We start from the raw sequence: 13667 nt of genomic DNA, 5'->3' as shown, positions 1-13667 counted from the left end.
GCACTGGGAGAAAAGCCGATGCGAATACTGTTGGTGGAGGATGAACAAGACCTGGCGCATTGGCTGGCCAGGAGCTTGGCGCAGCAGTCCGGCATCCTCGTGGACTGGGCAGGCGATGGGCAGATGGCCGATCTGCGCCTGCAGCAGGAGGATTTTGATGCCGTGGTGCTCGATCTGGGTCTGCCCGGCATGGATGGCCGCACTGTGTTGGAGCGCATGCGCGGGCGCGATGACCGCACGCCGGTGATTGTGCTGACCGCGCGCGATTCCTTGACCGAGCGCGTAGGCACGCTGAAAAACGGCGCTGACGACTTTCTGGCCAAGCCCTTCCTGCTGGATGAATTGGAGGCGCGCCTGCAGGCGCTGGTGCGTCGCAGCCGGGGGCGGGCCCATCCCCGGCTGTCCTGTGGACCTTTGCTGTTCGATGTGGCAGCGCAGCGCTTTTCGATGGCCGGGGAGACCCTGCCGCTGACGCCGCGAGAGCATGCGGTGCTGCTGGCCCTGATACAGCGCAGCGGGGAGCCGGTGGGCAAGCAGAGTATTTTGGACCGCGTGTTCAACGGAGACCGCGATGTGAATCTCCAGGTCATTGAGGTTCTGGTGTTTCGGCTGCGCAAGAAGCTCGTTGGCCGTGGCGTTCAGATTGTCACATTGCGAGGAATGGGCTACTGCCTTGAAGAAGTGCACAGCCGCTTGATGGCCAGCGCCGCCATGCCGCAAGCATGATCTGGCAGAAGGCGGATTTTCTTGAGCTGGCGCAGTGGGGCACGCAGTCTCTCAAGGCTGCGCTGCTGATGTGGCTGGTGCCGGGCTTGCTGGTGGGCATGGGCGGCAGTCTGCTGTGGTCTGTCTACAGCCAGCGCACCCAGGTCGATGAGGCCTATGACCGCGCGCTGGCCGGTGCACTGCGCGCGATCAACTACAACATCTCCACGGCCAGCGGCGGCCTCAGTGTGGAGCAGCCCTATTTGTTGTTGGAATTCTTCGAGTTGACTGTCAATGGCCGGGTCTACTTTCGGGTCGCGACCGAGGACGGGCTGGTCGAAATTGGCAATCCTGGACTGCCTTTGCTTGATGGCGAACTGGAACCCGATGTGCCCCAGTTCTATGACGCCATGTACCTGGGCGAGCCGATTCGCGTGGCCGCCTGGGCGCGCCTCGCAAACCCGCCGGTGTCTGGCAACCCGCAGGGCCGCATCATCGTGCAGGTGGCAGAAAATCTTCAGCAGCGCGCGCTGGTGGAGAGGCGCATGGTGGCGAATGCCATCCTGCGCGACATGCTGCTGGTCGCCATCAGTGTGGTGCTGCTGGTCGCTGGTGTGGTGCGCGCACTCAGGCCTTTGAAGCACCTGCGCCAGCGTCTCGATGCGCGTGCCTGGGATGACCTGTCGCCTATCGACGCCGCCAGCTTGCCGGCAGAAGTGCGGCCACTGGTGCAATCGCTGAACCTCCTGGTGGAGCGCTATGCGCACAGCGCCGCCGCCCAGCGGCAGTTTCTGGATGATGCCTCTCACCAACTGCGGACACCGCTGGCGTTGCTGCGCACACAGATGGGCTATGCATTGCGTGAGCGAGACCCGGCCGAGATACGTGCTGCATTGCATGCGATGCAGGACGGTCTCGGACATGCTGAACGTCTGACCCAGCAGATGCTGGCGCTGGCGCGCGCACGGGATGCCGGGGCGGCCAACAGTCTCCGGTCGCAGTTTGCCCATGTCGATGTCGTGGTGCTGGCGGAAGAGGTCGTCGCGACGCTGTGGCCGCTGGCACGCGCCAAGCAGATTGACCTGGGGCTGGAGCTGAACGGTTTTGCAGACGGCCAGGAGCGCCGGCTGCTGTCTGTGGAATGGCTGCTGCGCGAAGCCATCAGCAACCTGGTGGATAACGCGATTCGCTACACACCCAGGCATGGCCAGGTCACGCTGCAGGTAATCGGCCATGCCACATCGATCAGCCTGGTCGTCATCGACAGTGGCGGGGGGATGAGCGATCACGACAGGGAACGGGCCGGCAGCCGCTTCCGGCGTGGCGCGGCTGGAAAGCACCAACAAGGCGCAGGGCTGGGGCTCGCCATTGTGCAGACCATTGCAGGCATGCATGGCGCGGAGTTGACGCTGAGCAATGGACACGATGCGCAGGGAAAGCTGGGTTTGCATTGCCGCTTCCGATTGCCACGGGCGGCATCAGACCTAGGAATAACCCCAAAATGAAAGGCTATTGAAAGCCATATCTATTTAGTCTTTGTCTACCTTGAAGGTGATTCCTTTGCCAGGCAAGGTTTCGCGTGCCGTCCGTCCTGCGTGTCGTGACCGGTACCGCAGCAACGGCGCTCAAGCGTTCATTCCAGTTCAGGAGACAAAGCATATGTTTACCAGCCGTTTATCAGGCCAGGCCTTGCGCCTCTTCACCAGCGCCGCCCTTGCAGCGGGCACGGTGGCGCCCGCGATGGCGCAGACCGAGCCCCGCCGTCCGGAGTGCATTGCCCCGGCCCAGCCCGGCGGTGGATTTGATCTGACCTGCCGCCTGGCGCAGACCGGCATGCGCGAGTCCAAAGCGCTGCAGCGGCCCATGCGCATCGTCTACATGCCGGGCGGCATCGGTGCGGTGGCCTACAACAGCATCATCACCCAGCGTCCTGCCGATGGTGGAGCCATCGCGGCGTTCTCCAGTGGTTCACTGCTCAACCTGGCACAGGGAAAATTTGGCAAGTACAGCGTCGACGATGTGCGCTGGCTAGCCACCGTCGGCGCCGATTATGGCGTAGCGATGGTGCGCGCGGATTCACCTTACCAGGACCTTCCGAGCCTGATGGCGGCCTTCAAGGCGGACCCTGCGAAGATCGTGCTGGGCGCCGGTGGCTCCATCGGCAGCCAGGACTGGATGAAGGCCGCGCTGACCGCCCGTGCCGCCGGCGTCGATTACAAGAAGATGCGCTTTGTCGCCTTCGAAGGCGGCGGCGAAGCGGTGACCGCATTGCGGGGTGGCCATATCCAGGCCTTCATGGGCGATGCGGCAGAGGCCGTCACGATGCTGGAAGGGGGCGCTCCGATTCGGGTGCTCGCGGTCTACCACTCGGAACGTTTGCCCGGTGCGCTTGCCCAGGTACCCACCGCGGCAGAGCAGGGCTTCAACATTGAATGGCCCATCATCCGTGGCTTCTATGTGGGCCCCAAAGTGTCGGATGCAGATTACCGCTGGTGGCAGCAAGCCTTTGACAAGGCCATGGCCACCCCGGAGTTCGGCAAAGCCCAGGCACAGCTGGGGCTCATGCCTTTCAATAAAACCGGCGCCGAGCTGGAGGCTTATGTGAAAGACCGCACACGGCATTACAGCGAATTGGCCCGCTCGTTCGATCTGCTCAAGTAAGGCCTTGTCCTATAGGGCGGCGCAATGGTCTTGCTTCGGCACGGGCCTGCAGGCAGGGGCTCTTGCCCCTCGCGGCGCAGCGACAGGTGTTCGCGGCCGCCACTCATCCGGAGATATACCGATGGTTCTCAATGATCGCGTTCTTGGCGTGGCAGCACTGCTGCTATCTGCTTTCTTGGCATGGTTCGGGCATGGACTAGAGGCGCCTTTTGCCTACGAGCCCGTGGGCCCACGGGCATTTCCGCTGTTGCTGGCGGCCGTGATTGCGCTGTGCGGTCTGCGCCTGGTCCTCAAGGGCGGCAACCCGGCAGCGCCTAACCCGATGGGCGCCAACATGCGCATCGCCTGGATGGTGGTGCTCGTGGTGGTGTATGCCGGGTTGTTCCAGGCCGTCGGCTTTGTCGTGGCAACGGCTGTCACGGCCGCTTGCGTGGGCCGGCTCTTCGGCGGCAGTTGGATGCAGTGCGGCATCGGCGGCGCCAGCCTGAGCCTGCTTTTCTATTTTCTTTTTGACCGCGTGCTGGACGTCGTGCTGCCGCTGGGATGGTTGGAGGGCCTGTTATGAGTTCGATGCTGGACAACCTGTCGCTGGGTTTTGGCGTTGCCTTTTCAGGCACCAACCTGCTGGTCGCACTGATCGGCTCCTTTTTTGGCACCATCGTCGGGGTGCTGCCCGGCCTGGGTCCCACCAACGGTGTGGCGATGCTGGTGCCGATCGCCTTTGCCATGGGCCTGCCGGCAGATACCGCGTTGATCTTGCTCGCCGCAGTCTATGTGGGCGCTGAATATGGGGGCCGGATCACGTCGATTCTGATCAATGTGCCGGGCGAAGCCGCAGCGGTGATGACGACTTTGGATGGCTATCCGCTGGCGCGGCAGGGTCTGGGAAGCGTGGCCTTGTCGCTGTCGGCCTGGTCCTCCTTTGTCGGCTCGCTCATCGCGATCGTCGGCATCGCGGCGTTCGCGCCCTTTCTGGCGCAGTGGGCGTTGGCCTTTGGTCCGGCAGAGTATTTTGTCCTGATGGTGTTTGCCTTTTGTGCGCTGACCAGCCTGCTGGGTGAGCAGCCTGTCAAAGGCGTTTTGGCGGCTGCCATCGGCCTGTCAATTGCGACGATCGGCGTGGATGCCAACTCGGGCGTCTACCGCTACACCTTCGGAATTCCGCACCTGACCGATGGCCTGGATTTTGTGGTGGTCGTCATTGGCTTGTTTGCCGTCGCTGAAATGCTGCAGATGCTGGAGAACAAGCTGTCGGGCCAAAGCGTCGAAGTGCCGCCGAGCCAACGCAAACTTTTCAATCTGCGTGAGCTGCGTTTGACCTCGGGCAGCACCGCACGGGGCAGCCTGCTCGGTTTTGTGCTCGGCGTGCTGCCCGGCGCTGGCGCCAGCGTCGCATCGGCCGTGGCCTACGCCAACGAGAAGCGCTATATAGAAGACAAGGACCCGAACGCCAAATTCGGCCAGGGGGATATGCGCGGCCTGGCTGCACCCGAGGCGGCCAACAACAGTGCAGCGACCGGCTCCTTCATTCCGATGCTCACCCTGGGCGTGCCCGGCTCGGGTACGACGGCGGTGATGATGGGCGCGCTCACGCTCTACAACATCACGCCCGGGCCGGTGCTGTTTGAGCAGCAGCCCGCGCTGGTCTGGGGTCTGATTGCCTCACTGCTGATTGCCAATGTGATGCTGCTGGTGATGAACATCCCGATGGTGCGGGTGTTTGCCGCGATGCTGTCCATCCCCGGCTGGCTGCTGGTGCCGGGCATCCTGGCGATCAGCTTCATTGGTGTCTACGCCATCAGTGCCACGACCTTCGACCTGATGGCGGTGGTCGCGATCGGCGTGGTCGGTTACCTGCTGCGCAAGCTCCACGTTCCGATGGCGCCGATGGTGTTGGGTGTCGTTCTGGGCACGATGATGGAGCAAAACCTGCGGCGCGCGCTGTCCATCACCAATGGCGATGTGTCCATTCTTTGGGCCAGCACGGTCTGCATGGTCCTCTGGGTGCTGGCTGCGGCCGTGGTGCTGGGGCCCATGGGCTACCGGTGGCTGGTAAAGCGCCATCGAGCGCAGGAGGACGCTGCCTGAGGCGGGGCAGCGGGCCTCGTGCGGAGACACCGCTATCCAGACCAAGGCGAGCACCGGAGGCTCGCCTTTTTCTTGGGGAGGGCGGTCGCGCCGGCCGATCAGTGGCGGGCGGCGAGCGCCTTCAGCAGTTTGTCGTGGATACCGCCAAAGCCGCCATTGCTCATGCCAACGATCACATCGCCCGGCTGGGCTGCCTGCAGCACCTGGGCGATCAGGCTGTCGATGTCGCCCGCAGTCTGCGCGCGTGCGCCCATGGGGGCCAGCGCCTGCGCAGCGTCCCAGTCCAGGCCGGCGGTGTGGCAAAAGGCCAGATCGGCCGATTCCAGCGACCAGGGCAGTTGCGACTTCATCGTGCCGAGCTTCATCGTGTTGCTGCGCGGCTCGAACACCGCAAGAATGCGGGTTTGCGCACCCACCTGCTGGCGCAGGCCATCCAAGGTGGTGCGGATGGCCGTCGGGTGGTGGGCAAAATCATCATAGACCTGGATGCCGGCGGCACTGCCGCGCAGTTCCATGCGCCGCTTGACATTCTGAAAGCGCGACAAGGCTTGGGCTGCCTCAGCGGGCGCCACGCCCACATGCTGGGCGGCGGCCATGGCGGCGAGCGCATTCATCTGGTTGTGCACACCGCTCAGGCTCCACTGCACCTTGCCGGCGGGCGCATCTTTGTAGAACACCTCGAAGTTCGACGGGTCACCCTCGGCGCGCATATCGTCGATGGCCGCGCCAAAACGCACGACCTCGCTCCAGCAGCCTTGGTGCAGCACGCGGGTCAGGCTCTCCTCGACGCCATTGGCCACCACCCGGCCGCTGGCGGGCACGGTGCGTACCAGGTGGTGGAACTGGCGCTCAATGGCAGCCAGGTCATCAAAGATGTCGGCGTGGTCGAACTCCAGGTTGTTCAGCACGGCCGTGCGGGGGCGGTAGTGCACAAACTTGCTGCGCTTGTCGAAAAATGCGGTGTCGTACTCGTCGGCCTCGATCACAAACACGGGGCGCGGGTCGCCATCGCCGGGCCGGGTGGGCGCACCCAGACGGGCGGAGACGCCAAAATCCAGTGGCACGCCGCCGACCAGAAAGCCTGGCTGCAGGCCGGCAGCCTCCAGAATCCAGGTGAGCATCGAGGTCGTCGTGGTCTTGCCATGGGTGCCAGCCACGGCCAGCACATGGCGGCCCTGCAGCACATGCTCGGCCAGCCATTGGGGGCCGCTGGTGTACGGGGCACCGGTATCCAGAATGGCTTCCATCAGCGGAAACTTGGGCGAGCCATCATCCAGGCGGGCCCGGCTGACCACATTGCCCACCACATACATGTCAGGCTGCAGTGCGAGCTGGTCGGCGCCAAAGCCTTCGATCAGCTCAATGCCCAGCGCGCGCAACTGGTCGCTCATCGGCGGGTAGACGCCGCTGTCGCAGCCCGTTACCTTGTGCCCGGCCTCACGTGCTAAGGCGGCCACACCACCCATGAAGGTGCCACAAATACCCAGAATATGAATGTGCATGGAGATCGATTCTACGGCGCGCCCAGGCAGAACCCGCGCTGATGGCGGCCGTAATTGCAAGCAAGTGCCGCGCAGCCCGCGCAAATCCGACACAATGGAATGCATGAAGACTGATGCAAGCTGGGAAATCGCCAATACCGCCGCACGCATGGTGGTGGAAGAAGGCCTGGAATGGGGGCCGGCCAAGAAGCGCGCCGTCAAGCAACTGGGGCTGCCGGGCCGCACCGCGCTACCCGACAATGATCTGCTTGAAGCAGCGGTGCGCGAGTACCTGGAGCTGTTCTGTGGTGATACCCAGCCCACCGAACTGCGTGCATTGCGCGAGCTGGCCGTACTGTGGATGGAGCGCATGGAGGCCTTCCGGCCCTATCTGGCGGGGGCGGTCTGGAATGGCACCGCCACGCGGCTGTCTGACATATATATACAGTTGTTCTGTGATGACTCCAAATCCGCTGAGATTGCGCTGATTGACCATGGCGTGCGCTATGAGGTATCGTCGATCAACGGTTTCCACGGCGAGACCGTCGACGCCTTGTCGATCAGCAGTTTTTGCAAGCCGCTGAACGAAAACATTGGCGTGCACTACCTGGTCTATGACCTCGATGACTTGCGTGGTGCCTTGAAGCCTGATGCGCAGGGGCGCACCCCGCGTGGCTCGCTGGAGGCGGTGCGCCGCCTGTTGATCCCCGCCACGGAGTGATGCCTGATGCCGACACCTGAACGTCCACCTGTCGATACCCCGCAAACCTTGCCATTACCGCCTGCCAGCGCTGGTCGCAGGCGGCTGCTGACCGGAGGCGTGGCCGCAGCGGCCTTGGCCGCGGGAGCGGGCTGGGCCTGGTGGCGCCACCGTTTGTCCGAGCCCAGCAGCCCGGCGCTGGACGGGCTGTGGAACCAGACCTTTGCCGCCCCGGGTGGCCAGACCGAGGTACGCATGCAGGCGTTCCAGGGCAAGCCGCTGCTGCTTAATTTTTGGGCAACCTGGTGCCCGCCTTGTGTGGAAGAGTTGCCGATGCTCAACGCATTCTATGCAGCGCAACAAAGCAAGGGCTGGCAGGTTCTGGGTCTGGCCGTGGACCAGGATGCTGCAGTGCAGCGCTTTTTGCAGCGTCTGCCCCTCGCGTTCCCCGTCGGCATCGCGGGCCTGAGCGGCACACAACTGTCACGCGACCTGGGCAATTCTGCCGGCGGCCTACCGTTCACTGTGGTATTTGGTAGGCAAGGTAACGTACAGCATCGTAAAATGGGGCAACTTCTTGCATCTGACTTGCAAAATTGGGCAAGTCTATAAGGCATGCAAGCCGGGATGGCAGTGTTGCCGTTGATCAAAAATCGAAGATATTGAGTCAAATAGGGCGAAATTGGAGTAAATTTGCGCCCTGTTTGATTTTTAGCCGTTGGAGCTCCCATGGATTTACGCAAGCTGAAAACCCTGATCGATCTCGTGTCCGAGTCGAATGTATCGGAGTTGGAAATCACCGAAGCAGAAGGCAAGGTTCGCATTGTGAAGGGCGGCGGCGCTGTGGTGCAGCAAGTGATGGCTGCGCCCGTGCTGCCCGCTGCGGCCCCGGCAGCGACAGCGCCTGCTGCAGCCGCTGCGCCGGCCGAGGCAGCTCCGGCTGCAGCGCAAGGCCATACGGTGAAGTCGCCGATGGTGGGTACGTTCTACCGCTCGTCGGCACCGGGCGCCAAGGCCTTTGTCGAAGTGGGCAGCCAGGTCAAGGAAGGCGATACCGTGTGCATCATTGAAGCGATGAAGATCCTCAATGAGATCGAAGCCGACAAGTCCGGCACGATCAAGCAGATCCTGGGTGAGAACGGCCAGGCCGTGGAATTTGGTCAGCCTCTGTTCATCATTGAATAAGGCCTCGCCCATGTTCAAGAAAATTCTGGTTGCCAACCGCGGAGAGATCGCACTGCGTGTGCAGCGCGCGTGCCGCGAGCTGGGCATCAAGGCCGTGATGGTCTATTCAGAGGCGGACCGCGACGCCAAGTATGTGAAGCTGGCCGATGAGGCGGTTTGCATTGGCCCGGCGCCGTCGGCCCAAAGCTACCTGAACATGCCTGCGATCATCTCGGCTGCCGAGGTGACCGACGCCGAGGCGATCCACCCTGGTTATGGCTTTCTGTCCGAGAACGCCGATTTTGCCGAGCGCGTGGAAAAGAGCGGTTTCCAGTTCATTGGCCCGACGCCCGAGTCCATCCGCATCATGGGTGACAAGGTGTCTGCCAAGCAGGCAATGATCAAGGCTGGTGTGCCTTGCGTGCCTGGTTCGGACGGCGAACTGCCCGACGACCCGGCGCTGATCCGCCGCATTGCCAAGGCCATCGGCTACCCGGTGATCATCAAGGCCGCTGGCGGCGGTGGTGGCCGGGGCATGCGTGTGGTGCATACCGAGGCAGCGCTGGTCAATGCGGTGCAGATGACCAAGGCGGAAGCCGGTGCTGCATTCGGCAATCCTGCGGTGTACATGGAAAAGTACCTGCAGAACCCGCGCCACATCGAAATCCAGGTGATGGCCGACAAGTTCAAGAACGCCGTGTATCTGGGCGAGCGCGATTGCTCGATGCAGCGCCGCCACCAGAAGGTGATCGAAGAGGCGCCGGCCCCAGGCATTCCACGCCGTCTGATCGAAAAGATTGGCGACCGCTGCGTGGCCGCCTGCAAGAAGATCGGCTACCGCGGTGCGGGCACGTTCGAATTTCTGTACGAAAACGGCGAGTTCTACTTCATCGAGATGAACACCCGCGTGCAGGTTGAGCACCCGGTGACGGAATGGATCACTGGCGTCGACATCGTCGGCACCCAGATCATGGTCGCCGCTGGCGAAAAGCTGCCGTTCACGCAGCGCCAGATCAACGCACAGATGCGCGGTCATGCGATCGAATGCCGGATCAACGCCGAAGATGCCTACAAGTTCACGCCGTCGCCTGGCCGTGTCACCACCTGGCACATGCCCGGCGGCCCTGGTGTGCGGGTCGATTCGCATGTGTATGCGAACTACTTCGTGCCACCGAACTACGACTCGATGATTGGCAAGCTGATCGTCTATGGCGACACCCGCGAACAAGCCATTGCCCGCATGCGCACTGCGCTGCTGGAGACGGCGGTCGAGGGTATTTCGACGAATATTCCGCTGCACTCGGAACTGATGGTGGATGCCAAGTTCAATGCCGGCGGCACCAATATCCACTATCTGGAAGAGTGGCTGGCTGCGCGCAAGCGTTGATGCACCCCCTTTCATCGTGATAGATGCTGGCATTTCCAAGGGAATGCCAGCTTTTTGCATTAAGGAAACCCTGTCATGTACGAACTGTGCCTGATGTGCCCGGAAGACCGGGTCGAGAGCGTGAGCGAAGCGCTGGATGCGCTCGATGCGCTCAGCGTCTCGGTCGAAGATGCCGATGCCCAGACCGATGCCGAGCAGGCGCTGTTTGGCGAGCCCGGCATGCCGCCGCCCAAGGATGGCTGGCAGCGCAGCCGCATCGTGGCGCTGTTCCCGCAGCGCGCTGCAGCCGAAGAGGCGCAGAGCCTGCTGCAGCTGCAGGATTTCTTTGCAGGCTGCAGCCTGCTGGGCATCCGTGAAGTGGCCGAGCAGGACTGGGTGCGCCTGACCCAATCGCAGTTCGCGCCGGTGGACATCACGCCGGATTTCTGGATTGTGCCCACCTGGCACGAGCTGCCGGCAGCTGCCACCCGCAGCATCCGCCTGGACCCGGGCCTGGCCTTTGGCACCGGCACCCACCCCACCACCCGCATGTGCCTGCGCTGGATTGCGCAGCGCGGCGCCGAGGGGCAGGATCTGGGCCGCGTGCTGGATTACGGCTGCGGCTCCGGCATTCTGGCCATTGGCGCCGCCAAGTTTGGCGCGCTGGACATCGACGCGGTGGACATTGACACCGCTGCCGTGGAATCGACCGAGTACAACGCCCAGGCCAACCACGTGCAGTTGCGCGCCGGCTTGCCCGATGCCGCACAGGGCGTATACCAGACGGTGCTGGCCAACATCCTGGCGACGCCGCTGAAGGTGCTGGCCCCCTTGCTGTGCGCCCATGTGGCCGAAGGCGGCCACCTGGTGCTGGCCGGTATTCTGGAGCGCCAGACCGATGAGCTGAAGGCCGCCTATGCGCCTTATCTGCAACTGGACGTGGCCGATAGCGAAGACGGTTGGGTGCTGATGACGGCACGGCGCGCAGCAGATTCCGCCACCGGGACAGGCCGCTGAGTTTCTGACCCTACAATCCACTGCGATGAGCCAGATAACGCGTTGCCCCCAGTGCCAGACCCGCTTCAAGGTGGTGGATGACCAGCTGCGCATCTCCGATGGCTGGGTGCGCTGCGGCAAATGCAAGGCGGTATTTGACGCGCTCACGCACCTGGTAGCCAGCGCGCCGGCGGCAGCGCCTGCCGGCCCGCAGGCGCCGTCTGTGGAACAGGCCGCTGTTGCAGCGCAGGCCCCGGTGGCGGCTCCGTCCATGGAGGCGGCGCTCAACCTCGAGCCCACGCAGGACGGGGCGGCGGTGCTGCGGACCGAGAACTCGCTGCAGGTCGACCCCCATGCCCAGGTGCCCGAGCTGTCGGTGCTGGTGTTTCCTCGCCGTGCCAATGCCAGCGGGGATTCGGGATATGTGGACTCGTCCTGGATGCAGGCTTATGGGGACGAGGCCGAAGCGCAGACCCCCGCCGCGCCACCTGCAGCGCAGGACCGCAGCGGTCTGGAAAGCGAATGGCAGCCGATGGCCGACCAGCGCCCGGAATCGCTGCGCAGCAGCCGGGTGGATTTTTCGGCGACCGACGATCTGGCAGAGCTGCAAGCCCGCGAGGGCCGCTTGCTGGAGGCCATTGCCGAGCGCCAAAAGCCTGCAGCTGTGGCTGCGCCGCCAGCGCCCGTGCAGCCCGCTGCTGTGGATGATGCCCCGCTGCCCGTCGCTGCGGAGGTGGTGGCACCTGTTGCCCCTGTTGACCCCGTCGCAAACGACCGGCATGTCCAGGAACCTGCTTCTCCTCCGCCGTATTTGCGGCAGAGCAGCGCCCATGGTCTGTCCGACCCCGCCCCGGTAGCGCGGCAAGAGGATGAACTGCTGCTGGCGCCCGAGATGGCGGGCAGAAGCCTGCATGCGGGCAAGGTAGAGCCCTCGCTGTCCGGGCCGACCAACTATGTGGCGCAGATGGATGAGGCCGTTGCGGCGGCCGATGCCGCGGCGGCCGATGCCGCGGCTGCCGTTGGCATGGATAGGGCCGCCGAGCCCGGCTTTGTGCGCGCTGCCAAACGCAAGGCGTTCTGGCGCAAGCCCTGGGTGGTGGTGCTGTCACTGCTGCTCAGTCTGCTGCTGTTGGCGGCCTTGCTGCTGCAGATGGCGCTGACCCAGCGGGACCGCCTGGCGCTGGCCCAGCCCCAGTGGCGGCCAGCACTACAAGCGGCCTGCCGCCTGGCGGGTTGCGAGATAGCGCCGCCTCGGCAACTGCAGTCCGTCTCTATCGACAGCACCAGTTTCAACGCCGTGGGGCCACGCCAGTTCCGGCTGCGGGTGGTGTTGCGCAATGGGGCGGACTATCCGGTGGCAGTCCCTGCGCTGGAGTTGAGCCTCAACGACGCGGCAGAGAAGCTGGTGCTGCGCCGCGTGCTGCGCCCGCAGGAGCTGCAGGCACCAGACGCGCTGCAAGCGCATGGCGAGTGGGCGGCGGAGATGGTCATCCAGGTGGCAGAGGCTGCCGGCGATGTGGTGGGCTACCGCGTACTCGCGTTCTACCATTGAAATTTTGATAACAGAAAGAATAGCTTTATGGCTTCGCTGATCTGCGGCTCGCTCGCGTTTGACAACATCATGACCTTCTCTGGCCGCTTTGCCGACCAGATCATGCCCGATCAGATTCATATCCTGAACGTGTCCTTTCTGGTGCCGACCCTGCGGCGGGATTTTGGCGGCTGCGCCGGCAATATCGCCTACGCGCTGAACCTGCTGGGCGGCAAAGCCCTGCCGATGGCCGTCGTCGGTCATGACGGTGATGGCTACGTAGCGCATTTCAAGCAGCTGGGCATCGACACGCGCTTCATCAAGAAGCTCGACGACCATTACACTGCCCAGTGCATGATCACCACCGACATGGACAACAACCAGATCACCGCCTTCCACCCCGGCGCGATGATGCAGGCCCATCAAAACACCATCACCAAAGACTGCGGCGCAGCCATTGGCATCGTGGCGCCCGATGGCCGTGACGCCATGCTCCAGCACGCCGAGCAGCTGCATGCCGCCGGCATTCCCTTTGTGTTTGACCCCGGCCAGGGCCTGCCGATGTTCGATGGCAATGACCTGCGCCACTTCATCAGCCTGGCCACCTGGGTGACCGTGAACGACTACGAAGGCAAGATGCTGAGCGAGCGCACTGGCCTGTCGTTTGCCGATATCTCGACCCAGGTGCAGGGCCTGATGGTGACCCTGGGCGCCGAGGGCTGCGATCTGTGGGAGAACGGCGAGCGCACCCATGTGCCTGGCATCCAGGCCGCTGCGGTCGTCGATCCGACCGGCTGTGGCGACGCCTGGCGCGGTGGTTTGTTGTGGGGCCTGGAGCATGGCCGCCCGCTGCGCCAATGCGTGGAACTGGGCAACCGCATGGGCTCGCTGAAGATCGCAGCACGCGGGCCGCAAAACTACCAGCTGGATTTTGACCCTGCAGCGGTCTGAGGCGGCGGCGCAAACCCCCTGGGT

Annotated in this window: 13 protein-coding genes; 12 read left to right on the top strand and 1 reads right to left on the bottom strand. The window is 63.7% G+C overall.

The window, feature by feature from the left end:
• Positions 1-18 precede the first annotated feature (18 nt).
• The 5 genes from ACHWUQ_RS00700 (at position 19) to ACHWUQ_RS00680 (ending at position 5454) form a co-directional block, all read left to right on the top strand.
• Positions 19-726: a response regulator gene (locus ACHWUQ_RS00700; RefSeq protein ID WP_394680051.1), complete on the top strand. Its 708-nt coding sequence runs from the start codon at positions 19-21 to the stop codon at positions 724-726.
• On the top strand, positions 723-2210 hold the full coding sequence (locus ACHWUQ_RS00695; RefSeq protein WP_394680050.1) for a sensor histidine kinase N-terminal domain-containing protein: 1488 nt from the start codon (positions 723-725) through the stop codon (positions 2208-2210). Before ACHWUQ_RS00700 ends, ACHWUQ_RS00695 begins: the two co-directional genes overlap by 4 nt.
• Positions 2211-2364: 154 nt before the next feature.
• Positions 2365-3366 carry a Bug family tripartite tricarboxylate transporter substrate binding protein gene (locus ACHWUQ_RS00690; RefSeq protein WP_394680049.1) on the top strand — a complete coding sequence of 334 codons (1002 nt, stop codon included), beginning with the start codon at positions 2365-2367 and terminating at the stop codon, positions 3364-3366.
• A gap of 121 nt (positions 3367-3487) precedes the next feature.
• Entirely contained in the window at positions 3488-3931 is a 444-nt protein-coding gene (locus ACHWUQ_RS00685) for a tripartite tricarboxylate transporter TctB family protein (protein WP_312529296.1), read from the top strand.
• On the top strand, positions 3928-5454 hold the full coding sequence (locus ACHWUQ_RS00680) for a tripartite tricarboxylate transporter permease (protein WP_394680048.1): 1527 nt from the start codon (positions 3928-3930) through the stop codon (positions 5452-5454). Before ACHWUQ_RS00685 ends, ACHWUQ_RS00680 begins: the two co-directional genes overlap by 4 nt.
• Before the next feature lie 98 nt (positions 5455-5552).
• Here the strand turns inward: ACHWUQ_RS00680 and mpl are convergent, their stop codons facing one another.
• The gene (gene mpl, locus ACHWUQ_RS00675; RefSeq protein ID WP_394680047.1) at positions 5553-6956 is read right to left on the bottom strand and encodes a UDP-N-acetylmuramate:L-alanyl-gamma-D-glutamyl-meso-diaminopimelate ligase; all 1404 of its coding nucleotides are present in this window, start codon (positions 6954-6956) and stop codon (positions 5553-5555) included.
• Positions 6957-7059: 103 nt separating this feature from the next.
• On the opposite strand from mpl, the gene ACHWUQ_RS00670 reads away from it, so the two are divergent.
• From ACHWUQ_RS00670 to ACHWUQ_RS00640, 7 genes are all read left to right on the top strand, one after another.
• A complete protein-coding gene (locus ACHWUQ_RS00670) occupies positions 7060-7656 on the top strand; it encodes a hypothetical protein (protein ID WP_312529303.1) in 597 nt (198 codons plus the stop codon).
• A gap of 153 nt (positions 7657-7809) precedes the next feature.
• Positions 7810-8247: a TlpA disulfide reductase family protein gene (locus ACHWUQ_RS00665; RefSeq protein WP_394680046.1), complete on the top strand. Its 438-nt coding sequence runs from the start codon at positions 7810-7812 to the stop codon at positions 8245-8247.
• 117 nt (positions 8248-8364) lie between these two features.
• Positions 8365-8820, top strand: coding sequence for an acetyl-CoA carboxylase biotin carboxyl carrier protein (accB, locus tag ACHWUQ_RS00660; protein WP_394680045.1), 456 nt, complete (start codon positions 8365-8367; stop codon positions 8818-8820).
• A 10-nt stretch (positions 8821-8830) separates the two neighbouring features.
• Positions 8831-10186: an acetyl-CoA carboxylase biotin carboxylase subunit gene (gene accC / locus ACHWUQ_RS00655; protein ID WP_021026145.1), complete on the top strand. Its 1356-nt coding sequence runs from the start codon at positions 8831-8833 to the stop codon at positions 10184-10186.
• Between the two features lie 75 nt (positions 10187-10261).
• Positions 10262-11182: a 50S ribosomal protein L11 methyltransferase gene (prmA, locus tag ACHWUQ_RS00650; protein ID WP_312417393.1), complete on the top strand. Its 921-nt coding sequence runs from the start codon at positions 10262-10264 to the stop codon at positions 11180-11182.
• A 25-nt stretch (positions 11183-11207) separates the two neighbouring features.
• The gene (locus ACHWUQ_RS00645) at positions 11208-12713 is read left to right on the top strand and encodes a zinc-ribbon and DUF3426 domain-containing protein (protein ID WP_394680044.1); all 1506 of its coding nucleotides are present in this window, start codon (positions 11208-11210) and stop codon (positions 12711-12713) included.
• Positions 12714-12740: 27 nt separating this feature from the next.
• A complete protein-coding gene (locus ACHWUQ_RS00640; protein ID WP_239810707.1) occupies positions 12741-13643 on the top strand; it encodes a carbohydrate kinase family protein in 903 nt (300 codons plus the stop codon).
• Positions 13644-13667 lie beyond the last annotated feature (24 nt).

It is taken from the genome of uncultured Comamonas sp. (genome assembly GCF_964277875.1).
Taxonomy (GTDB): Bacteria; Pseudomonadota; Gammaproteobacteria; order Burkholderiales; family Burkholderiaceae_C; genus Comamonas; species Comamonas sediminis.
This window is presented reverse-complemented; position numbering and strand designations above follow the sequence as displayed.